This is a genomic window from Pandoraea sp. PE-S2R-1, assembly GCF_002179865.1.
Taxonomy (GTDB): Bacteria; Pseudomonadota; Gammaproteobacteria; order Burkholderiales; family Burkholderiaceae; genus Pandoraea.
This window is the reverse complement of record NZ_NGUR01000009.1, coordinates 347,571-368,407: the sequence shown is the minus strand read 5'-3', so window position 1 is coordinate 368,407 and position 20,837 is coordinate 347,571. Positions and strand designations below refer to the sequence as shown.

Genomic DNA, 20,837 nt, shown 5'->3' with positions numbered 1-20,837 from the left:
TAAGTGTAGAAACGATACCGTTACCCGTGGTTAAATTCCGGAACATCAATGCTTAAGCACAGGTTAATGATCCAGATCGAAGACCTACGGCTCGTCGAAGCGCTGGCACAGGCGCCATCGCTCAGTGCAGCGGCCCGATTGCTCAATGTGACACCGCCTGCGTTGTCCGCGCGCTTGCGCAAGCTCGAAGCCACATTGGGGCTTGCGCTCGCCACGCGAACGTCGCGCCAGCTGAGCCTGACCGCAGAGGGCGAACGCTTCGCTCGCGAGGGGGCGGCGCTGCTTGCGCAGCTCGACGCGTTACCCGAATCGTTTCGACGTGACGACAGCCGGCTGACCGGTACGTTGCGCGTTGCAGCACCGTTCGGTTATGGACGTCATCACGTCGCCCCCGCACTGGCACGTTTTGCCCAGTTGCATCCCGATTTGCACTTGCAACTGGATTTGCGCGAGACGCCGTGGCCTGACAAGCACGATTCCGACGCCGTCATCCATGTGGGCGCGGTGCGGGACTCGTCATGGATTGCACGTCCGTTGGCACCGAACGCGCGCTGGTTGTGCGCGAGCCCGGCGTATTTGCGCCGCTTCGGTATGCCCGCCGAGCCGCACGATCTGCTGCGTCATCGATGTATCTGCATTCGGGAGAACGATGAGGACGTAACGCTGTGGCGTTTTCGGCGACCGGGCGTGGCGAAGGGCGTGCGTGGCAGTCGAGCCACCGCACGCGACAGTGTGCGCGTGGTGCCTGCCTATACGAGCAACGACGGGAGTGTGGCGCGTGAGTGGGCGGAGCAGGGGCTGGGACTGGTGCTGCGCTCAGAGTGGGACACGCGTGAGGCCGTCGCGGCCGGCACGCTGGTTCGCGTGCTGGCCGACTGGACCTTCGACAGCGCGCCGGTCACCTTGCTGGTGCCGACCCGGCGTGGCCGGACGGCGCGGCTACAAGCGCTGATGGCATTCCTCGACGAGACGCTGGGTACGCCGTCAAGGCGTTGACCGACGTCGGCGGCTGCCGCCAGCCACTGAGGGTTTGCGCGTCTCGGCCACGGCTTCGAGCATGTAGTCGACAAAGACTCGGGCGCGCGACGGCAGCGTCTTGCCATGCGGATACATCAAGCTGACCGGGCGTGACCGGCCGCCGATGCTGGCAAGTACCTCCACCAGCCGTCCGGTGGCGAGATCGTTTTCCACGATGAAGCGGTAGGTCTGGAACAGTCCGGCACCGGCCTTCGCAAGCGTCACGCCCGAGAGGACGTCGTCAGCACATCGATAGCTGCCTTGCGCGGCGTACTCCACGTCATTACCCGCCTCGCGAAACAGCCACGGAATCGGCCGGCCAGTGCTCGGCAAATCAAATTCGATGCAATCGTGATCGGCAAGATCGGCGAGCGTCTTCGGTGTGCCCGCGCGCTTCAGATAGTCGGGGTGGGCGATGACGACGAGGGTGGCGTCTTCGAGATGTCGGGCGACTAGACTCGATTCGGGCTGGGCACGAAAGCGAATCGCAAAGTCGAAGCGTTCCTCGTGCAGGTCGACGTTGTGGTTACTGACCTGCACGTGCAGCTTGATAAGCGGGTATTTCGCACGAAAGGCCGGGAGCAGCGGCAGCAGCCGGTAGTGGCCGTAGGTGGTGGGCACGCTGATACGTACCGTACCGGAGGGCTGGACCTGCGCGCCGGAGACACGGCGCTCTGCCTCGGTGAGCAGGGCGAGCGCGGTACGGCATTCCTCGAAATAGGCGCTGCCGCCCTCGGTCAGCCGAATGCTGCGCGTGGACCGCACGAACAGGCGAACGCCCAGCCGTTGCTCGAGCCGGGCGACGGAGCGGCTCACGGCAGCAGGTGTTACCCCGGCCAGATTGGCAGCCGCCGTGAAGCTGCCCGCCTCGGCCGCCAGACAGAACAGTTCGATGCTGCCGAGCAGGACGTCGTCGAATTGCCGCTGCATATTGATTACACGATGTAAAAAGACAAGTGTAGCGGCATGTGTTTTTCGCGTCTTGATTCATCAATAAAGTGGCTCTCAACCCGCGGGGCGTTCGCAGAGGGCGATGCACTGGCAGGGCAATTTTTACGAGAGGGTCATCATGAGCAAGTCGGACAAGACGGTTGTCATCACGGGCGCATCCAGCGGCATCGGGCTGGGGCTGGCGCAACGTTTTCTGAACGACGGCTACAACGTGGTCGGCTCGGGCCGCAGCCAAGCGCGGCTTGACCAGACCGCCGAGCTTCTGGATGCCGGTGAGCGATTTTTACCGCTGGCAGGCGGCGTGGCCGAGCCGGGCGTGGCAAAAGCGGTGTTCGCCAGCGCCATCGCGGCATTCGGTCACGTGGATGTGCTGGTGAACAACGCCGGCATCTTTGCCGCGAAGCCGTTCGTTGACTTCACGCCGGAAGAGATCGACGAGCAGATCGACACGAACCTGAAAGGCACGCTGTATTTCTCGCAGGAAGCCGCACGCCACATGAGTGAGCGCCGTGCCGGGCGGATCATCAACATCACGGCGGCGGTGGCGATGCAAGCGAATACGGCGGTGCCGGCGCTCATGGCCGCTGTCCTCAAGGGCGGGCTCAATCAGGCGACCCGCGCACTAGCACTCGAACTGGCGCCGTTCGGTGTGACGGTCAATGCGGTGGCACCGGGCGTGGTCGATACGCCGATGCACCCGGCCGCGACGCACGAGGCACTGAGTCGCATCCATCCGCTCGGCCGGATTGCGAAGGTCGAAGAGATTGCCGACGCCGTGGCTTATCTGGTGAACGGCGCATTCGTGACGGGCACGGTACTGCCGGTCGACGGCGGATACAGCGCAGGCCGTTGAGACAACCGGGAGCCAATCATGCCATTCGTGAGCATTCGTATTACCCGTGAAGGGAACACCGCCGAACAAAAGGCGCAGGTCATCCGTGAAGTGACCGAAACGCTGCAACGCGTACTCAACAAAGCACCGGAAAAGACGCACATCGTGATCGAGGAAGTCGACACGGATAACTGGGGTTATGCGGGGGAGACGACGACCGAATTCCGGCGGAAGTCGGGCGGTCGCTGAGGCAGCGGGCCGCCGCGTCGCGCGCTCACGACAAGCGAAGCGACAGCGGCGGCGTCACACTCAGAACGGCTTCGACATCGCGAGATAAAAGGTGCGGCGCGGCCCGAACTGCGGCGCGCCTACGCCGATGCCCGTGCCGTCGCGCAGTTCATACACACGGTCGAACAGGTTGATGACCGAGAGCTTCGCGTCGAACCGGCCCAGACCCGGCAGGTCGATCTTCTGGCCCACGCCAAGGTTGACCTGAAAATACGCTGGCAGGTGCCCGGTGTTGGCAAAGCCGCTGCGCAGGCCCGAACCGAACAGGACATCCGTCGACAACAGGGTCTTGCCCCATTGGTACGACGCACCGGCTGACGCCGTCAGTTGCTGGTCGTGATCCAGATGCACCCAGTGGCTGTTGATGTATGCAAGTTCGTCGGCGCCGAAATTGAATTGCCCGGTCTCGATGCCTTCACCCATCGCGCGCGACACCGACACATTCAGATACGCGCCCACATTGCCCTGATGGAAGTTGACCGTACCTTCCACGCCGTACACGCGTCCCTTGTCGTAATTGAACGTCGAATAGATCAGCGCATTACCAAACTGCCCTTCGTCCTGAAGATGGCGCACGTGCCGGTAGTACGCATCGAGCCCCACGGTGATCGACGAGGTCAGTTGATGCGAAATCCCCAGATCGAAATAGTCAGAGCGCTCGGCCTTCACCGCCGTGTTGGCATCGGACGGCAGCGCGTTGGTCGTGTTCAGAAATTTGGCGACTGACGTCGTATCGATCTTCTCGGTGGCCGGCGGCGTGAAGTAGCGCGCGTAGCCGGCATGCACCCGGGTTCGGCTCGACAGGTCGTACGTCAGACCCAGACGCGGCGAGAGCTGCCCCTCGTCGGTCACCGTGTTGACGTGGTCGTAGCGTGCGCCGTAGTTGATCGTCAGGCGCTCGGTGGCCTTCCACTCGTCTTGCAGGTAAAGCCCGTAGGTGGTGCCGCGATCGCTCGCGTTGTCAACGATGGTGAAGGGGGTGCTGCTCGATTGCTGACCGTCCACGGCCGGAAACACGCTCGACGTGTTGTTCACGCTGAACTGTTCCTGCTGCACGAACAGACCGAAGCGCAGCGTGTGGCGGTCGTTGAGCTTGTAGCTGCTGTCGGCCTGCACACCGTAGGCTTCATTGCGCCGGGTAATGTCGGACGCGACGCCGTTGTACGCCAGATCGCCGAGCGGGTCGGGGGTGTAGTCGACACGGGTCGTGCGGTGGAACAGCGAAATCTGTGTGTCCAGTTGCGGCGACAGATGACTCTGCCACGACAACACCTGAAAGTCGTTACGTTCCTGCTGATGGGCGTTCAGGCTGGCCGAGTCGGGGATCACGCCACTGTCGAGCGTGTACGACGGTGCGACGCCCGGCAGGTTCGGAATCTGAAAGCGGTTATTGGCCGTGCCGAACATGAACGACACACGGTTATCGGCGTTGAGCAGATACGACATCATGCCGAACGCGTTGGTCTGGTTCGTGTGATCGTGAATAGCGTTGCGATCGCCGGTCGGATTCTCGATGCCGAGGTCGTTGGCCGACACGCGCGCGCTGAAGTAATACGACAACGCCCCCTTGGTGCCGTACAACTGGGTGTTGACCTCGCGGTCGGCGTGGCTGCCGAAGACGACGCCGACTTCACCGCCGAAGGCCTTCGGCGGCTCGCCGCTGTCGGCGGCCTCACCGGGCGATCCCTTCGTATGGATATCGACAATGCCTGCGGTGCGATAGCCGAACTGGGCCGGTAGTGCGCCTGTAATCAGGTTGATCTGCGAGGCAATACGCGCATCGATCGCCTGACCGAAGCCACTGATGGCCTCGGGAATGATCACGCCGTCGATCCGGTACTGCAAGTTGGCATGGTCGCCACGTACGTGCAGTTGCCCGTAGGAGTCCTGCACCACGCCGGGCGCTTGCAGCAAGACTTGATTGAGCGGCGTGTTGGCGCCGAGCGGCAGCGTCTCGATGTCGGTGCGGTCGAAGTTGTAGACCGAACTGCCGGTGTCGGGGGAGAGCGCGTTGCGCGCCGCATCGAGCCGCTTGGCCGAAATCGTGGTGCCGGACAGCGAGACGTTGGGGTCGCTCTTGGCCGCGTCGTTTCCGGCGGGGGCCGGCGTGCTTTGCGCGTGAACGTTGACGACGAAGGCCGAGGCTGCGGCGGCAGCAATGGCGTGGCGAGTGAGCGCGGCGAACCGCGCGCTTCTGAAGCTGGTTCCGGAGTTGGCAATCATGCCGATCCTCAGTGTGCGTGACGTGTGGACGCCGTGCGGTCGAACGCGGGCGCAGGCAGGCGCTCGCGCGGCATACCTCGCGTTATCCACGAGTTACCGGTGAGTTATCGACGACGGCGAATCTTCTGGTTCAGGCGGACAACACTGAGACGGCGGGCGGGTCGCGGTTACGGGTAGGGCCCGGGGAGATCGAACGCACGCGCACGGGCGGCGCTGGCGGGTAATGCCATTCACGCACGGCTGCCATCGGTGTGATGGCAGGGACGCTGGTCAGGGCGACATCGACGGCGATGAATGCCAGACATTCTTCACAGACACCATCGTCGTGCGGGCTGGCGTGCTGATCGGCGCGTGGACTACCGGCGCTGGCTTCAAAGGCATTGTCGAGCGCGTTGTCTAGCTGAGCGCGTGCGGCACTGATGCCCAGCGCCACGGCCGTGTGCGCGACGATATGGCGTGCGAGCGCGGCCTGCGAGACGAGCAGGCAAACGACAAGCCATAGGGGAAGCCAGCGGCGAAACATGGGGCCGGAGCGCGCAATCGAAAACGAAGACGGTGACAGGAGGGTGCTGTCCCAAGCAGGACGCACGCGATAATGCAACTCAATTGCAATGCAACTGAGTTGCGAATTCTGTCACATTCGCACCGGCTTTGCCAAGCGGAAAGCCGTTTTATCGGGGATGTCAGCCGATGGCGTTGGGAAGTGTCGCATCTGCGACACGGATCGGGCGGGGGATGAGTTTGAGTTGCAGGAAGGTGTCGGCGATGCGCTGTTGCGCCTCCAGCACCGGTTTCGAGACGGGTTTGTAAATGTGGGCGTAGTGCCGCAGTCCCTTCTCGATGATCTTCGCGTCCAGCCCCTGAATCGGCGCGAGCTTGGCGGCGGCCCCGGCGTAATCCCCGCGAATCTGCTGACCGGTTTCACTCAGCGCGTCGAGCGTTGCCTTGATGACATCGGCGCGCTTCTCGGCGAAGGTCCGCTGGCTCAGGAAGAACTGATGGTGATCGGCCGCGCCTTCGGCATTGGCCAGCAAGCGCACCGGACTCTGTTCGAGCACGGCGGAGAAGAACGGATCCCAAATGGCCCACGCGTCGACCGAGCCACGCTCAAGCGCGGCGCGGGCGTCGGCCGGGGCGAGATAGACCGGTTCGATGTCGCCAAAGTCGAGTCCATGTTTGCGCAGCAGGGCGATGATGAACCAATGGACATCCGAGCCCTTGTTGAACGCGACCTTGCGCCCCTTGAGATCGGCGACTGTCTTGATCGGCGAGGTGTTGGCGACGACGACCCCTTCGGCCAACGGCGTCGGAATCTCATAGGCGCTGTAGACGAAGTCGGCCCCGGCGGCCTGTGCAAACACCGGCGGCGCTTCTCCCACGTAACCGAAATCGATCGCGCCGACGTTCAGGCCTTCGAGCAACTGCGGCCCTGCGGCAAACTCGGCCCATGTCACCTGCACGCCCAGCGGGCGCAGCCTGGCTTCCAGTGAACCGTTTGCCTTGGCGAGCACCAGCGTGCTCGCGGCCTTCTGATAGCCGATACGGAATTTGCCCGCTTCGAAGGCGGCGCGTGCCGGCAAGGCTAAGGAGGCGGTGCCGGCCGCAGCGCATGCGCCGAGCAGTGTGAGAAATTGTCGACGAGTCGGATTGCCGGAGTGCGCCATATGCGTTGCCCGTATCAGAAGAGACTGTGGACGTCCGATTATCCATACCGGTCTCGCACGGGCAACGAAGCGATAGTGCTTTAGATATTCAGCGCTGCGGCGCAATGTAGGCAACGCACATCGTCACCGGTTCTGCGCCGCCGTGATACGAGAACGGCACCGTCTCGTACGCGTCGATTTCCAGATCGGGCCATTGCACCAGTGTCTTGCCGAAACCGGCTCTGCGGCATGGCCGCCCCGGGTGGCCCAGCAGCATTGCGCCGTGAGCGCGCACCTCGGCGGCGTCGATATCCTTCGTATAGATGTTGGGCCGGTGTTCGGGTGACCAGCGCATCAGCAAATGCGGATTGCCCGGCGCATAGAACGTCACCCAATTGGCGACATTGTCATGACCGACGTAGCGCAGCGGCGTGTGATAACGCGTCTGCCAGCGCTGTTCCAACGCGAGACTCGCGGTCTTCAATCCCACGAATTTCTGCCCGGCGTTGCGGAAATTGGCGCTCAGGAATATCGCGTAGCCCGCGAGCACCAGTACGCCAGCCGCAGGCAACCAGCGCGTGGTTCGCCACAAACGCGCATTCGTGCCGGGCCACACACACGCGGCCAGCAGCGCTGGCGCGGGCACGGCAAATGGTTGCAACCATTCGGAGATGCGGCCGCCTTCGTGCCAAGTGAAGTAGAGCAGGATCGGCACCAGCGGCGGCAGCAACACGCACGCGGCAATGGCGACCGGTGAGCAGGCTGGGCCCGCCGTGTTCTGCGAATCGTATGGCGCTCGCCAGGGCCACGTCAGACGGCCGCCCGTCAAACGCACGATCAGCGCAAGCACGATCAGCGGATAAAACGCGCTCAGCGCCCCGCATAACGCGCGCGAGTTCAGGCGGGGCTTGATTTGATCGTCGACCCAGCGAAATGCCGCGAAGTCGTGTTGCGCCAGCCAGACGACATTCGGTAAGACGATTGCCGCGAACAGCGCGAGGCCCAGCAGGAAAGCCGGGTGCCGGTAGTGGCGGCGTGTCTGCGGTGTACAGAGCGTGACGATGAACATCGTGCCGAGTAGCGCGAACGTCGAGTATTTCGTCATCGCGGCCAGACCGGCGACGAGTGCAAACGCCGGCCAGAGGCGCGGCGTGTCGTACAGCGCCCGAATGAACAACCACAGCATCCATGGCCAGAGCATGACCAGCAGAAAGTTGTCGTTGTACGGGAGGATGTCGATGTTGATGGCTCCCGAGACATGCAGGGTCAACATGGCGAGCCATGCGAGACGCCGGGTGCCCGACAGCCGGTGCGCAAGGTGCCAGACACCGAGCATGCCGATGGCGACACCCGCAAAATGCGACGCGTACCAATAGAGACTCAGGGCATTGCCTTCCAGTCCCAGCGCGGGCCACATCGAGAGGCCGACGAGCCACGGATTCTTCGGCGTACCCCATTCGGCATTGCGTGCCCAGTTGAACGCTTCGACGGCGTCGAAGGGCACCGTGGGATCGAGCATCGCGCTCACCAGCGACCAGATCACGGCATAGAGCGCAACGTAAGCGGCGGGCGATCTTATGGCCGCAGCAGCGAATCGTCTGATGCGACTCGGGCGGGCGGCTATCGGCCGGGGGCGTGACGACAGATCGGCGAGGCCTCCCGACGCAAAGCCGGCAGCCATCGAGGCCGAAGGGAACACGGGTTCCGAAGCGGAGATTTGGGTTTTTCGCATGGGCGCTTGGACTCCGCGCGCGAGAACCTGTTCGTGCAGTTATGTCGCAATCCGAACTAGATGAATCGGATGATGAATATTGCGAAGCGCCTTGTTCTAATTGGATTTTTTGACGCTTCGTTTGTCGCAGATTTGCTGTTTTCGTTCATGCTCGTTCACAAACGAAAACACATCAAAACGAATGAAAACCAATGGCAACAATTCTGCGCCGGGTTTTGCCGCCCGTGTGGAATTCAATGCGTGTCGTCGGCGTCGACGAGGGCGTCGACCATCAGCGAAGGATTGACGAGTCGTACGCGCTGATCGACAAAGTAACCACCGCCTTCCTGATAGCGAAGGTACAGACGATCGCACTCGCGGCAGCGGCAGACTTGGCTTCGGTTGTAGGGGAAATAACGGGGTGCGATCGGCGCATCGACTGCCCAGTACGACGTGCCATTCGGATGAAACTCGGCGAACGTCGGTTCCTGTGTGTCGTTCGGCGCCATGAGTGTTGCGATGGGTTCCAACTGGGCATCGGGCAGCGAATTTGGCAGGCTGGCCCAGCCGTCGAGCGGGGTCCGGGTGCACGAGCAGGGGGCTGTCGCAGACGGGAGATTCGCCGCCGATTGGGCGAGCGCCAGCAACGCCGTGTAATCAAGGTAGGGTAGATCGCTCATCAAAATCTAATATATGATATTCGTTATATAACAACTTATATAACGGAGTTCCGGCTGTGAAGAAGAAGTGGTTTTCTGCGCGCGTCGTCGCGACGATGAAGCATACCCTGTGTCTCACGGCGGCGGCACTGGCTGTCGCACACGCCAAGGCGGACGAGACGTTCCGTGTCGCGTACGCCGGGTCGATGGGTGTCGTGATGGACAAGGCCTTGGGGCCGGCGTTCGCGCAGCGCGAACATGTGACGTATCAGGGGCAAGGCGAGGGCGCCTACGGGCTGGCCCGTTTGCTGGCGTCGGGACGCTCGACGGCCGATGTCTTCGTCTCGATCACCCCCGGGCCGATGGCCATTCTCAAAGACGCGGGGTTGATCGACGAGGCGGTACCGGTCGCCAGCACGCGCATGGTGATCGCGTACAACCCGAAGGGCCGCTTTGGCGACGCGTTGCGGCTTGCCGGCAGCGACGCTGCGCACCCGGCTTGGTGGAAGGTGTTGCAGACGCCGGGGCTGCGCTTCGGCCGGACTGACCCCGCGACCGATCCGCAGGGGCAGAACATCGTGTTCACGCTGATGCTTGCGCAGAAGTACTACGACCAGCCGGGGCTTGCCCAATCGGTGCTCGGCGATATTCGCAATCCGCAGCAGGTGTTCGGTGAAGGTGGTCTGCTCACGCGGCTGGAAGCAGGGCAGGTCGATGCCGCCTCAGGCTATGAGAGTGCCACGCGTTCGGCCAAGCTGCCCTACATCGCGCTGCCGGACGAAATCAACCTGAGCAATCCCGCGTTTGCCAAGGCTTGGTACGACACGGTCGATTTCTCGCTGCCCGGTGCCGATGGCAAGACCAAGACCGTGCGTCCGCAACCGCTCGTGTTCTACGCCGCCAAGCTGAAGAATTCGCCGCACCCCGAGGCCGCCGAGCGATTCATCGCGTTCATGACGTCGACACAAGGCCAGCAATTGTTTGATGCGAATGGATATGGCAAGCCGAAGGGCGACGCGCTGTACCCGCAGCACAACTAAGCGGCGCACAAGCGCGTGTTGAAGTGGATCCGTGGTACGCCGCGCGCCGTGGCGCGTCTGGGCGATGGCATCACGTGGATGTTGCTCGCGATTCCATTTGTCGCGCTGGTGGCGCAAACGCCGTGGCGTCATTTCAGGCTTGCTTATGGCGACTGGGATGCCGTCGCGGTGTCGCTCGGGCTGTCGTGCCTCTCGATGGCGATCGTCGTCGCGCTCGGCACACGTGTGGCACTTTGGTTGGCTACCACGCGCTCGCGCATGGCACGTGTGGCGGAAGTGCTGGTGCTCGTGGCGCTGATGACACCACCGCTAGCGATGGGCATTCTGCTCGCGTCCGCCTATGGCCCGGTCGGCACCTTTGGTTCGCTGCTGTCGCGGGCGGGCATTCTGCTCGGCAACAATGCCCCGGCCTTTGTGCTGTCGCAGGTCTACGGCGGATTGCCTTACTTCATCCTCGCGGCGCGCGCAGCCTTCGAGGCCGTGCCGCCCGTGCTGCCGATGGCCGCCAGCACGCTCGGTGCGACGCCATGGCGTGTGTTCCGGCACGTGACGTTGCCACTCGCGCGCGGCGGTCTGACCACCGGTCTGGTCATCGCGTGGGTGCGTGTCATCGGCGAGTTCGGCATCGTGATGATCTTCGCGTACTTTCCGCAAGGCATTCCGGTCAAGCTCTACGTCAACCTGCAAAACGACGGGTTGGGCGCTGTCTACGCGTTGCTCTGGTTGCTGCTGGTAGTGGCGTTGCCGCTGCCGATCGTGGTGTTGATGCGCGCACGCCGCAGCCACCGGCGAACCACTGGCGAACCACTGGCGAGGATGACACGGTGTACTGAACATGCGCGCCGGCCATCGATTCCATCCCCTGAAAATCATTTCAAATGTTAATCTTTCGGGCGCCCGGCACACAGAGTCGGGTGTTCTGGATAACTAGACAAAGTCATGATTTCCCCCAGGAGGGTATGTGTTCAAGATGTTCGGTCAAACCGGTGCGAGCTTCGCACGACAAATGGCGACGGGTCTCATCGCCGCCGCAGCACTGAGCAGTTCGTTCGCCAACGCGAGCGAGGTGCTGTCCAGCGAGGTGTACAGCAAGAACCTGTCGCGCCCGCTCACGTATAACGTCTACCTGCCGACGGGCTATGAATCGTCGGGCAAGACCACGTACCCGGTGCTGTATCTGCTGCACGGCAACGATGGCGTGCGTAACGACTGGGTGGTCAAGGGCCATATGCAGTCGACGATGGACAAACTGATCAGCCACGGCGACATTCCCCCGGCCATCGTGATCATGCCGGACGCCAACACCAACTGGTATGTCGATCTGAAAGAACGCATGGAGACGGCGTTCTTCAGCGAGTTGATTCCCCACGTCGAGAAAACGTACCGCACGATCACGACGCGCGATGGCCGTCTGATCGGCGGCTTGTCGATGGGCGGCTACGGCGCGCTGCGTTACGTGCTCAAGTACCCGGAGAAGTTCAAGGCGGCGGCGCTGCTCAGTCCGGCGATCTACAACCCGGAACCGCCCAAGGATTCGTCGGCCCGCTTCGTGAAGGTGTTTGCCGAACCCAATACGGGCGGCGAGTACAGCGCGCGTGTCTGGCAGGCGAACAACTACCCGGTGTTCTTCGACGCGTTTCTGAAGAAGGGCATCAAGGTGCCGATGTATATCAACTCGGGCGATGACGACGACTTCAACATCGAGTCCGAAGCCACGCGCTTTTACGAATTGCTGCGCGCCAACAAGCAGCCGGCAGAGCTTCGCATCGTGGACGGCAAGCACGAGTGGCCGGTCTGGTCGAGCACGCTGCCCGACGCGCTGAAGTACATCTTCCGCGACGTGCAACGTCCGCAACGTCAGGACTAAGCTAGCCGTCGATCGCTGGCTGAAGAAAAGCCCCGTGCGCTTCGATGAAGCGAATCACGGGGCTTTTTTGCGACTGAAGCAACGCGTCAGAGCGATCGCTCGATGGCCTGCCCGAGCAGTGACAGGCCGAGATCGATTTCCGCTTCGCTGACCGTGAGCGGCGGGGCGATCCGGAACACACCGCCCATGCCCGGCAACTGCACGATATTCATGCTCAGGCCGAGGTTCATGCATTCGCGCGTGATGCGCGTGCCGAGGCCATCGGCCGGTTCCTTGGTGCGGCGGTCCTTCACGATTTCCATGCCCAGCAACAGGCCGCGGCCGCGCACGTCGCCGATGCATTCGAAGCGTTCCATCAGGTCCAGCAAGCCGGTCCGCAGGCGCTCGCCGATGACGTTGGCGCGGGCAACCAGACCATCACGCGCCACGACGTCGAGCACACGCAGCCCCACCGCAGCGGGTAACGGATCGGAGACATGGGTTGTGTAGAACAGGTAGCCGCGCTCGTGCGCACGTTCTTCGATTTCTGCGGACGTGACCACGGCAGCAAGCGGCAACCCGGCACCGAGCGTCTTCGACAACGTGAGGATGTCGGGCGTGACGCCGTGGTGCTCGAACGCGAACATCGTGCCGGTGCGGCCCACGCCGGTCTGGGCTTCGTCGAGGATCAACAGCATGCCGCGCTCCTCGCATTTGCGTTTGAGCGCGGCCAGATAGCCCGGTGGCAATTCGATGATGCCGCCCGAGCTGAGAATGGGCTCCGCGATAAAGGCGGCGAGATTGCCACTTGATTGCCGATCGATCAGGTCGAAGGCGTAGTCGAGTTCCGCGAGGTAGTCGTACTGACCGTCGCGCAAAAAACGCGGGCGATACGTGAACGGGGCGGGGATCGCGAAGGAGCCCACCGCCGCAGGACCGACGCCCTTGCGGCCTGCGCTGTAGGTCGCCGACGCTGCCGCGCCCGTCATGCCATGCCACGACTGGGCAAACCCCACGATTTCGTACTTGCCGGTCACGAGCTTGGCCATGCGAATGGCCGCTTCGTTCGATTCCGCACCCGTGCTGAGCAACAGCGCGCGGTCGAGGCCCGGCGGCGTAATTTCCGCCAGCCGAGTGGCCAGATCGACCACCGGACGCGACAGCATGCCGCTGAACAGGTGATCGAGCTTGCCGACGTATTCCGTCACGACCGACACGATATCGGGGTGGCTGTGCCCGAGCACAGCGCTCATCTGTCCTGAGGTGAAGTCGAGAATCGCTCGGCCGTCGGCGTCGTAGACAAAGCTGCCCTGCGCACGCTCGATGATCGCGGGTTCGAACGTGCCGCCGTAGCGGATCAGATGTTGCCGGGCGTTCTGCCAAAAGGCAGCGTCTTGGTTCTTGGACACGCGGGATCTCCGGTAGGCGAATGACGAAAGCTCAAGAGAAGGGCATCAACCGCTTGCAGTCTAAGCAGCGCTCTGCTTTCATAGAAGCGAATAATGCTAATGAAAGATAGAAGGGAATCTAATACCTTGAGCCTCTCACTGGACATCGATCTGCTGCGCTCGTTTGTCGCCATCGCGCAAGCGGGCTCGCTGAGCCGTGCGGCGCAACGCATTTCGCGCACACAGTCGGCGCTGAGCCAGCAGATGAAGCGGCTGGAAGAAGTGGTCGATCAGCCGCTATTGCAGCGCACCGGCCGTGGCGTGGTGTTGACGGGGGCCGGCGAGCGCTTGCTCGGGCACGCCCAGCGCCTGCTTCGGCTGCATGACGAAGCGCTGGCCGACATGACGGGGAAGGGCCTGAGCGGCACCCTTCGGTTTGGGTGTCCCGACGACTACGCCGCAGCGTTCCTGCCCGATCTGCTGCGGCAGTTCGCCAGCCAGCATCCTCAGGCGCTGGTGGAAGTGATCTGCGAGCCGACGCCCCGGTTATTGGAGCAATTGGCGCGCCACGCACTGGATCTGGCGCTGATTTCGCTGCCGGACACCTTGCCGCCCGGCGCCGTTGGCGACGACATCATCCGCCGCGAGCCGCTGGTCTGGATCGGCAGCCCGGGGCTCGAAGCGGCACTTTTCGATCCGCTGCTGCCGCGTGAGCCCGTACCCCTGGCGCTATCCGATCCGGACACGCTGGACCACATCGCCGCCTGCGAGGCCCTGCAAGCGGCGGGCGTGCCTTACCGAATCGCCTATGCGAGCAGCAATTTGGCGGGACTGACGGCACTGGCACGTTCCGGGCAGGCGCTGGCGGTCATGACCCAGACGGCGGTGCCATCGGACCTGCATGCGCTGAACGGTGTTCCCGGGCTGCCGCCGCTGCCGTCGGTCGGGATTACGGTAAAGTTCGACCGGGCCCGCCCGAATCATCTGTCGCAGGCGTTTGCCGATCACATCCGGCACATCCTGCCGATGTTGTAACCGAAGGTAAAAGACGCCGGGGATGGCCCCGGCGGACGGCATTTGTTGGACAATTGCGGGTTGTTTCAGCGCGCGTCGGCGCGTCTGGCTGTTTTGTTGAAGCGCGAGCGTCCGTTATCCGGAAACTCGTTCCCCATCAGTTCTGTATCGAAGAGGTCGATATGCTGTCGCGTTGCCTGGCGTTTTTCTTGTTGGTCGGTTCGTTGTTCGCGCTCGCGGGCTGCAACACGGTGGATGGCGTCGGTCAGGATATCTCGGGTGCTGCACGCACCGTGAAGAAGGCCCTCTAAGCCGTTCCGAAACCGTTGTTGTATCTGGCGGAACGGCGATTGCCAACGTGAATATCTTAATGAAAAGCCGTTGGTTCCGTTTCGCTGAACGCGTGCCTATAGTCGCTGCCACGGTTGTGTAGACGAATGCGCGAACCCGCCGAGGTGCGGGTAGCGTCGTCTTGCTGCCGGCATCGGGCCGCCCGGCCCGGTGAGTTCACCGACGGCAGGCACGATGGCAAAACGCGTTCATCTCAATTTGTTCATTCACGGCCGCGGCCACCATGAGGCCGGCTGGCGTCATTCGGGCGCGACGCGCCTGCCGCTGACCGATATCGACTATTTCGCCGGGCTTGCGCAAACCGCGGAGGCCGGCCGTTTCGATTCGGTATTTCTCGCCGACGCGCTGGCGCTTGCCGAAGCCGCCGAGCACGTTGCGACCGCGCAACTCGAACCCATCACTACCCTCGCTGCGCTGGCCTTCGCCACGCGGCATATCGGGTTGATTGCCACGGCGTCGACCACCTACACCGAGCCGTTCAATCTGGCGCGTCAGTTCGCGTCGCTCGATCACATCACCAAGGGCCGCATTGGCTGGAACATCGTCACGTCGTGGGTCGGTGCCGCCGCCAAGAACTTCGGACTCGATCAGCCGATCAGCCATGCCGAGCGCTACGCCCGTGCGAACGAATATCTGGAGGTCGTGACCGGCCTCTGGGATAGCTGGGCCGACGACGCCATTGTCGACGACGCCGCCACCGGCCGTTTCGTCGTGCCCGGTAAGGTGCGCAGCATCGATCACCGGGGCGACTACTACCGCGTGGCGGGGCCGCTCAATCTGCCGCGTTCGCCGCAAGGCTGGCCTGTGCTGGTGCAGGCAGGGTCGTCGCCTGACGGCAAAGCGTTCGCCGCGCGTTTTGGCGAAGCGATCTTCACCGCACATCTGACCAAAGCCTCGGCCCGCGACTTCTATCGCGATCTGAAGTCGGCGGCCGAAGCGCGTGGACGGCGTGCCGATCAGGTCGTGATCCTGCCCGGTTTGAGTGCCGCGATTGGCGCGACCGATGCCGAAGCCGTGGCGCTGCTCGAAGAACTCAATGGCCTGACCGACATCAGCGTTGGCCTTACCCGGCTTTCCGACCGCTTTGGCGGCTACGACTTCTCGCGTCTGCCACTCGACCAGCCGCTCTCTGTCGATGACTTCCCGAATCCCGCCACCGTGCAGGCTGCGAAAAGCCGGGCGGAAGTCATCGTCGGTCTCGTCGCTCGCGAGCGGCCGACCCTGCGTCGGCTGCTTCATCAACTCGCGGGCGCGCGTGGGCACTTCACATTCGCCGGATCGCCGGAGCGCATTGCCGACGTCATCGAAGACTGGGTCGACGATGGTGCGGCGGATGGCTTCAATCTCATGCCCCCGGTATTGCCTGCCCAACTCGATCTGTTCGTCGAGCACGTGGTGCCAATCCTGCAACGTCGCGGGCGGCTTCGCACGGAATACGACACGCACACTTTGCGCGCGCACTACGGGCTCGAACGCCCCGAAAACCGTCACTTCTCACGCTGAATTCATGAAACACCCCGTCTGCACGGGGCGACGCAAGCATTTCAAGGTTTGACATGGCAATCACTCGACGTACCGCACTTTCCTGGCTGGGCGCTACCACCGCCGCCGCGCTCGCAGCGGGGCACGTGCCGCGCGCATTGGCCGCCGAAGCATGGCCCGGCGCAATTCGTATCGGCATTCAGAAAGGCGACCCGCTGGTGGCGCTGCGCGCGTCCGGCAAGCTTGAGGCGGCGTTGCGACCACACGGTGTGGCAGTGAAGTGGATCGAGTTTGTCTACGGCGCGCCGATGGTCGAGGCGATCAATTCAGGCGATGTCGATGTCGGTGTGGTGGGTTCGCCGCCGCCGATTCTCGCGCAAGCGGGTGCCGCACCGTCAGTGGTGTACGTCGCTGCCGGCAGCCGTTATCAGAACGGTTACGCCATCGTCGTGCCCGCTAATTCCACCGTGCGCACGATCAGCGATTTGCGCGGCAAGAAGATTGCTTTCGCGAAGGGCTCGCAAGGCCATTTGTTCGTGCTGCGTGCGCTGGCAGACGCGGGCGTTTCACCGTCGGAGGTGCAGTTCGCCTACCTCTCGTACAGCGATGCGCGCGCGGCCATCGAACGCGGTTTCGTCGACGCATGGTCCGTGCCGGACCCGCGCTATGCCGACGCCGAGATCGCGAGCCACGTGCGCACCATTCTCAAGATCGGCGACGTGTCGGTGCCGCAGTACGCCTTCTACATCGGCACGCGTACGTTCGCCGAGAAGTATCCGGCCACGCTGCGCACGCTGTTCGACACGCTGAGTGCCGACATTACGGCGCGGCTGGCAAAGCCGGACGAAACCGCCGATTTATTGGCGCAGAACACCGGCGTGCCGCTCGACGTATGGAAGCGCGCCATCCCGCGTCTGGAATGGGGTGTGCAATACCCAATCACCCCTGACGTCCTCAAGGCACAGCAGGCGAACGCCGATCTGGCCTTCCAGACCCGTCTGATACCGCGCGCGGTCGACGTGCGACAGGCGGTCGTGGACATTCGTAAGGGCTGAACCCGGCAGGAGATAACAACAGCCGGGTCACCCGGCATCGTCAAACACACGTCACGTCATTTGAAGGGGAATGCAGTATGGAGCAAGCCTCAACCACACCACAGGTCTCGGCCGCCAAGCCGGTGAGCGAAGACTGGCTCGCCGTCATCATCGGCCTGATCATCGTTATCGCCGGGCTCACGGGCGTATCCGGTGCCGACCCGATCGGCTGGGTCGTCACGACACGCGTCTGGACCGACCCGGCAACGGCACTCGCGCCCGCGGCGTCGGGATACGCCCGCCTCGGCGGATTCGCCGCCTTTGTCCTGACATGGATCGTCCTGAGCGCCGTGCTCTCGCTGGGCGTGGCCGCGTTACAGCAAGACGTTCGCCGCTTCGTTGTGCGCTTTTCCGTGTTGTTCTGGCTGGCGTATGCGAGCTGGTTTCTCGGCAGCTACGCCTATCTGGCGGCGGTTACGCCCGCCGAGCAAACCAAGTTCGGCATCGACTGGTCGCTGCGCCTCACCAACGAGGGTGGCTATATCGTCGCGCTGGTGGTCGGTCTGATCATCGCCAATGCCTTCCCGCGTGCGAGCGCGTGGCTCTCGGATGCGGTGCGCCCCGAGTGGTACATCAAGACAGCGATCGTCGTGCTGGGGGCGTTCATTGCTGTCACGGTGGCCGACCGGCTGACGTTCGCGTCGTCGATTCTGCTGCGTGGGGTTGCCGCCATCGTCGAGGCGTATCTGATCTATTGGGCGGTCGTCTATTACATCGCGCGCAAGTGGTTCCGCTTCCCGCGCGAGTGGGCGGTGCCGTTGGCCTCGGGCATCTCGATCTGCGGCGTCGCAGCGGCCATTTCAACCGGCAGCGCCATTCGTGCGCGGCCAGCGATTCCGGTGCTGGTGTCGTCGCTGGTCGTGGTGTTCGCCGTCATTGAGCTGCTGATTCTCCCGTTCCTCGCCCAGCATTTCCTCGCAGACGATCCGCTGGTCGCAGCGGCGTGGCTCGGGCTGGCGGTCAAGACTGATGGGGCGGCAGTTGCGGGTGGCGCGATCACCGAAGCGTTGATCAACGCGAAAGCGGCTGCGGGCGGCACGCACTACGCGGCAGGCTGGATCGTGGGCACGACGGCCACGATCAAGGTGTTCATCGACATCTTCATCGGCGTGTGGTCGTTCATCCTCGCGTACATCTGGACCAATCACATCAACGTCACCGACGCCTCGCAACGGGCTCGTCCGCGCGAGATCTGGGAGCGGTTTCCGAAGTTCATCATCGGCTTTGTCGTGACGTTCGCGCTTGCACTGGGCCTGTCGCTCGCCGCCGGACCGGAAGCCGCAGCGAAGATCAAGGGCGCTGTGGGGGAGGCCAACAACTTCCGCGTCATCTTCTTCGTCCTGACGTTCTTCTCGATCGGTCTGCTGTCGAACTTCCGCAAGCTGTGGTCCGAAGGTATCGGCAAGCTCGCGGCGGTGTATGTCATCAGCCTCTTCGGCTTCGTTATCTGGGTGGGCCTGTTGATCTCGTGGCTGTTCTTCCACGGGGTGAAGCCGCCGCTGGCGTAACTCTTGCCGCCCCAACGTTTTCACATCACAGGAGTCTCACCATGTCTGACCTCGACAACCTGTCGAAAGCCATCGCGCAAGCGCCGGAGGAGCCGCTGCTGCCGATCGAGAAGAAATTGATCGGCTGGAGTCTGGGCATCGGCATCGTGCTGCTGGTCGTGCTCGGCATCATCAATCACTACCTGCCGGTGGCGACGGTATAGATTCGCAAGCGTGTTTCTGTTTGTGTGAATTTGCTTAGCAGATATTCGAATTTGTCATCAGGCAACCGAACTCTATACTGGGTTGCGACTGCGTGCGGGGCGGCTTGTGCCGCCCTCGCCGCCGTCACTGTGGTCCGGGAAGACAACTGAGCAGGCGCTGCCAACGAAGTTACCCGCGCCGGTCTCTTACTCCGTTTTTCCGAATACCTCGCATGCCTACGAATGCCTCGCGACAAATGAACCTGGCCGCCTATGTGATGGCGGGCCCAGTGTCGGGTCACCACGGCGGCTGGCGCTATCCCTCGGCGCAGCACGACATTCTCAACGTCAAGTTCTATCGCGACATCGGGCGTCTGCTCGAAGCCGGCAAGTTCGACATGATCTTCCTGCCGGACATTCAGGCGTTGCCGCGCCGTCTCGGCGACAGCCTCGACTCGCAACTGCGTCATGGCGCACTCGGTGCCTTGCGCCTAGACCCGCTCGTCGTGCTGTCAGCGCTGGCAGCCAGCACCGACAAGCTTGGGTTGGCCGCCACGATTTCAACGTCCTACTTCACGCCGTTTCATGTGGCCCGCGCACTGGCATCGCTCGATCATCTGAGCGCCGGGCGCGTAGCGTGGAATATCGTGACGTCGTTTCAAGATGCTGAAGCGCGTAACTACGGTCTGGCCGAGCAACTCTCGCGCGAGGACCGTTATGACCGCGCCGACGAGTTCGTCGAAGTCGCATGCAAGCTCTGGAACAGCTGGCACGACGACGCCCTGACGCTCGATCGCGCCACGCCGCAGTTCGCCGATCCGTCGCGTGTGGCGCCTATCTCGCACCATGGCAAGTGGTTCGACGTTGAAGGGCCGCTGAACGTGAGCCGTCCGCCGCAAGGCCGCCCGGTGTTTATTCAGGCCGGCGCCTCGGCCCGCGGCAAGGATTTCGCGGCGAAGTGGGCCGACGTGATCTTCGTCACGCACTCGTCGCAAGAGTCTGCGCAGACCTTCTATCGCGATATCAAGGAGCGTGCGGTGCAACACGGCCGTAACCCCGATGACGTGAAGATTCTGCTCGGCATGGTGCCGGTTGTTGGCGAGACCGATGCCATCGCGCGCGACAAGCAGGCGTTGCTCGACGAGTTGTGCGATCCCGAAGCCGGACTTTCCACGCTGTCGTACCAGTTGGACATCGACCTGTCGCCATTCCCACAGGACGGCGTGCTGCCCGATCTCGAAGTCGGCGGCGTGCAGGGTCACTACAAGGAAGTGGCGGAGCTCACGCGCAAGCAGGGGCTGTCGTTGCGCGAGATCGGCAAGCGCTATGGCATCGGCCCGCTGCGCGATTTCAATGGGTCGGGCGCTGCCGTGGCCGACACGATGCAGCAATGGTTCGATGCGCGCGCCTGCGACGGCTTCATGGTGCAGATGCCGTATCTGCCGGGCGGCGTGGAGGACTTCGTGCGCCTCGTCGTGCCCGAACTGCAATCACGCGGCAGCTTCCGTGCCGAGTACGACGGCGCGACGCTGCGTGACCACCTCGGTCTCGCGCGCCCCGCGCACTAAGCCATTTGCGCCATTTGCCAACGCACACATAACAACGACT

Annotated in this window: 20 protein-coding genes; 13 read left to right on the top strand and 7 right to left on the bottom strand. The window is 63.1% G+C overall.

All coding sequences use genetic code 11. From position 1 onward, the window contains the following. The first annotated feature begins 66 nt into the window (after window positions 1–66). On the top strand, window positions 67–996 hold the full coding sequence (locus CDV44_RS08700) for a LysR family transcriptional regulator (protein ID WP_087687670.1): 930 nt from the start codon (window positions 67–69) through the stop codon (window positions 994–996). Here CDV44_RS08700 and CDV44_RS08695 read toward each other — a convergent pair. Further along, window positions 985–1,947, bottom strand: coding sequence for a LysR family transcriptional regulator (locus CDV44_RS08695; protein WP_087687669.1), 963 nt, complete (start codon window positions 1,945–1,947; stop codon window positions 985–987). The genes CDV44_RS08700 and CDV44_RS08695 overlap by 12 nt on opposite strands. A gap of 139 nt (window positions 1,948–2,086) precedes the next feature. On the opposite strand from CDV44_RS08695, the gene CDV44_RS08690 reads away from it, so the two are divergent. Both CDV44_RS08690 and CDV44_RS08685 read left to right on the top strand, forming a co-directional pair. Beyond that, window positions 2,087–2,821, top strand: coding sequence for an SDR family NAD(P)-dependent oxidoreductase (locus tag CDV44_RS08690; protein WP_087687668.1), 735 nt, complete (start codon window positions 2,087–2,089; stop codon window positions 2,819–2,821). A gap of 18 nt (window positions 2,822–2,839) precedes the next feature. Next, window positions 2,840–3,049 carry a 4-oxalocrotonate tautomerase family protein gene (locus tag CDV44_RS08685; protein ID WP_087687667.1) on the top strand — a complete coding sequence of 70 codons (210 nt, stop codon included), beginning with the start codon at window positions 2,840–2,842 and terminating at the stop codon, window positions 3,047–3,049. A 60-nt stretch (window positions 3,050–3,109) separates the two neighbouring features. Here CDV44_RS08685 and CDV44_RS08680 read toward each other — a convergent pair whose 3' ends face one another. From CDV44_RS08680 to CDV44_RS08660, 5 genes are all read right to left on the bottom strand, one after another. Beyond that, on the bottom strand, window positions 3,110–5,311 hold the full coding sequence (locus CDV44_RS08680) for a TonB-dependent receptor (protein WP_087687666.1): 2,202 nt from the start codon (window positions 5,309–5,311) through the stop codon (window positions 3,110–3,112). 130 nt (window positions 5,312–5,441) lie between these two features. Next, window positions 5,442–5,834 carry a hypothetical protein gene (locus CDV44_RS08675; protein ID WP_087687665.1) on the bottom strand — a complete coding sequence of 131 codons (393 nt, stop codon included), beginning with the start codon at window positions 5,832–5,834 and terminating at the stop codon, window positions 5,442–5,444. A 160-nt stretch (window positions 5,835–5,994) separates the two neighbouring features. Then, the gene (locus tag CDV44_RS08670; protein WP_087687664.1) at window positions 5,995–6,975 is read right to left on the bottom strand and encodes an aliphatic sulfonate ABC transporter substrate-binding protein; all 981 of its coding nucleotides are present in this window, start codon (window positions 6,973–6,975) and stop codon (window positions 5,995–5,997) included. Window positions 6,976–7,063: 88 nt separating this feature from the next. Next, window positions 7,064–8,686: a glycosyltransferase family 39 protein gene (locus tag CDV44_RS08665; protein ID WP_212677088.1), complete on the bottom strand. Its 1,623-nt coding sequence runs from the start codon at window positions 8,684–8,686 to the stop codon at window positions 7,064–7,066. 233 nt (window positions 8,687–8,919) lie between these two features. Further along, window positions 8,920–9,345, bottom strand: coding sequence for a hypothetical protein (locus tag CDV44_RS08660; protein WP_087687662.1), 426 nt, complete (start codon window positions 9,343–9,345; stop codon window positions 8,920–8,922). Between the two features lie 56 nt (window positions 9,346–9,401). On the opposite strand from CDV44_RS08660, the gene CDV44_RS08655 reads away from it, so the two are divergent. The 3 genes from CDV44_RS08655 (at window position 9,402) to CDV44_RS08645 (ending at window position 12,231) form a co-directional block, all read left to right on the top strand. Then, window positions 9,402–10,364: an extracellular solute-binding protein gene (locus CDV44_RS08655; protein ID WP_249277461.1), complete on the top strand. Its 963-nt coding sequence runs from the start codon at window positions 9,402–9,404 to the stop codon at window positions 10,362–10,364. 15 nt (window positions 10,365–10,379) lie between these two features. Beyond that, window positions 10,380–11,249 carry a molybdenum ABC transporter permease gene (locus CDV44_RS08650; protein WP_249277460.1) on the top strand — a complete coding sequence of 290 codons (870 nt, stop codon included), beginning with the start codon at window positions 10,380–10,382 and terminating at the stop codon, window positions 11,247–11,249. Window positions 11,250–11,334: 85 nt separating this feature from the next. After that, window positions 11,335–12,231 (top strand): esterase family protein, encoded by an 897-nt coding sequence (locus tag CDV44_RS08645; RefSeq protein WP_087687970.1) that lies wholly within the window; start codon window positions 11,335–11,337, stop codon window positions 12,229–12,231. An 86-nt stretch (window positions 12,232–12,317) separates the two neighbouring features. Here the strand turns inward: CDV44_RS08645 and CDV44_RS08640 are convergent, their stop codons facing one another. Next, window positions 12,318–13,619, bottom strand: a complete 1,302-nt coding sequence (locus tag CDV44_RS08640; RefSeq protein ID WP_087687661.1) for an aspartate aminotransferase family protein — start codon at window positions 13,617–13,619, stop codon at window positions 12,318–12,320. Window positions 13,620–13,718: 99 nt separating this feature from the next. Between CDV44_RS08640 and CDV44_RS08635 the strand changes: the two genes are divergently transcribed. From CDV44_RS08635 to CDV44_RS08615, 7 genes are all read left to right on the top strand, one after another. Next, the gene (locus CDV44_RS08635) at window positions 13,719–14,633 is read left to right on the top strand and encodes a LysR family transcriptional regulator (RefSeq protein WP_170935914.1); all 915 of its coding nucleotides are present in this window, start codon (window positions 13,719–13,721) and stop codon (window positions 14,631–14,633) included. A 161-nt stretch (window positions 14,634–14,794) separates the two neighbouring features. Beyond that, on the top strand, window positions 14,795–14,923 hold the full coding sequence (locus tag CDV44_RS28605; protein WP_254916211.1) for a hypothetical protein: 129 nt from the start codon (window positions 14,795–14,797) through the stop codon (window positions 14,921–14,923). A gap of 214 nt (window positions 14,924–15,137) precedes the next feature. Next, on the top strand, window positions 15,138–16,466 hold the full coding sequence (locus CDV44_RS08630) for an LLM class flavin-dependent oxidoreductase (RefSeq protein ID WP_087687659.1): 1,329 nt from the start codon (window positions 15,138–15,140) through the stop codon (window positions 16,464–16,466). A 53-nt stretch (window positions 16,467–16,519) separates the two neighbouring features. Continuing rightward, window positions 16,520–17,500, top strand: a complete 981-nt coding sequence (locus CDV44_RS08625; protein WP_087687658.1) for an aliphatic sulfonate ABC transporter substrate-binding protein — start codon at window positions 16,520–16,522, stop codon at window positions 17,498–17,500. Between the two features lie 77 nt (window positions 17,501–17,577). Continuing rightward, window positions 17,578–19,047 (top strand): putative sulfate exporter family transporter, encoded by a 1,470-nt coding sequence (locus CDV44_RS08620; protein ID WP_087687657.1) that lies wholly within the window; start codon window positions 17,578–17,580, stop codon window positions 19,045–19,047. A 41-nt stretch (window positions 19,048–19,088) separates the two neighbouring features. Then, a complete protein-coding gene (locus CDV44_RS28000; protein WP_170935913.1) occupies window positions 19,089–19,250 on the top strand; it encodes a hypothetical protein in 162 nt (53 codons plus the stop codon). A 212-nt stretch (window positions 19,251–19,462) separates the two neighbouring features. After that, complete coding sequence (locus tag CDV44_RS08615) at window positions 19,463–20,797, top strand: LLM class flavin-dependent oxidoreductase (protein ID WP_249277459.1); 1,335 nt, start codon at window positions 19,463–19,465, stop codon at window positions 20,795–20,797. Window positions 20,798–20,837: the final 40 nt, after the last annotated feature.

What these genes read in the sequence shown, in the direction of transcription:
- CDV44_RS08700 (WP_087687670.1), top strand. Translation starts at nt 67, where the DNA reads ATGATCCAGATCGAAGACCTACGGCTCGTCGAAGCGCTGGCACAGGCG.
- CDV44_RS08695 (WP_087687669.1), bottom strand. Translation starts at nt 1,947, where the DNA reads ATGCAGCGGCAATTCGACGACGTCCTGCTCGGCAGCATCGAACTGTTC.
- CDV44_RS08690 (WP_087687668.1), top strand. Translation starts at nt 2,087, where the DNA reads ATGAGCAAGTCGGACAAGACGGTTGTCATCACGGGCGCATCCAGCGGC.
- CDV44_RS08685 (WP_087687667.1), top strand. Translation starts at nt 2,840, where the DNA reads ATGCCATTCGTGAGCATTCGTATTACCCGTGAAGGGAACACCGCCGAA.
- CDV44_RS08680 (WP_087687666.1), bottom strand. Translation starts at nt 5,311, where the DNA reads ATGATTGCCAACTCCGGAACCAGCTTCAGAAGCGCGCGGTTCGCCGCG.
- CDV44_RS08675 (WP_087687665.1), bottom strand. Translation starts at nt 5,834, where the DNA reads ATGTTTCGCCGCTGGCTTCCCCTATGGCTTGTCGTTTGCCTGCTCGTC.
- CDV44_RS08670 (WP_087687664.1), bottom strand. Translation starts at nt 6,975, where the DNA reads ATGGCGCACTCCGGCAATCCGACTCGTCGACAATTTCTCACACTGCTC.
- CDV44_RS08665 (WP_212677088.1), bottom strand. Translation starts at nt 8,686, where the DNA reads ATGCGAAAAACCCAAATCTCCGCTTCGGAACCCGTGTTCCCTTCGGCC.
- CDV44_RS08660 (WP_087687662.1), bottom strand. Translation starts at nt 9,345, where the DNA reads ATGAGCGATCTACCCTACCTTGATTACACGGCGTTGCTGGCGCTCGCC.
- CDV44_RS08645 (WP_087687970.1), top strand. Translation starts at nt 11,335, where the DNA reads ATGTTCGGTCAAACCGGTGCGAGCTTCGCACGACAAATGGCGACGGGT.
- CDV44_RS08635 (WP_170935914.1), top strand. Translation starts at nt 13,719, where the DNA reads ATGAAAGATAGAAGGGAATCTAATACCTTGAGCCTCTCACTGGACATC.
- CDV44_RS28605 (WP_254916211.1), top strand. Translation starts at nt 14,795, where the DNA reads ATGCTGTCGCGTTGCCTGGCGTTTTTCTTGTTGGTCGGTTCGTTGTTC.
- CDV44_RS08630 (WP_087687659.1), top strand. Translation starts at nt 15,138, where the DNA reads ATGGCAAAACGCGTTCATCTCAATTTGTTCATTCACGGCCGCGGCCAC.
- CDV44_RS08625 (WP_087687658.1), top strand. Translation starts at nt 16,520, where the DNA reads ATGGCAATCACTCGACGTACCGCACTTTCCTGGCTGGGCGCTACCACC.
- CDV44_RS08620 (WP_087687657.1), top strand. Translation starts at nt 17,578, where the DNA reads ATGGAGCAAGCCTCAACCACACCACAGGTCTCGGCCGCCAAGCCGGTG.
- CDV44_RS28000 (WP_170935913.1), top strand. Translation starts at nt 19,089, where the DNA reads ATGTCTGACCTCGACAACCTGTCGAAAGCCATCGCGCAAGCGCCGGAG.
- CDV44_RS08615 (WP_249277459.1), top strand. Translation starts at nt 19,463, where the DNA reads ATGCCTACGAATGCCTCGCGACAAATGAACCTGGCCGCCTATGTGATG.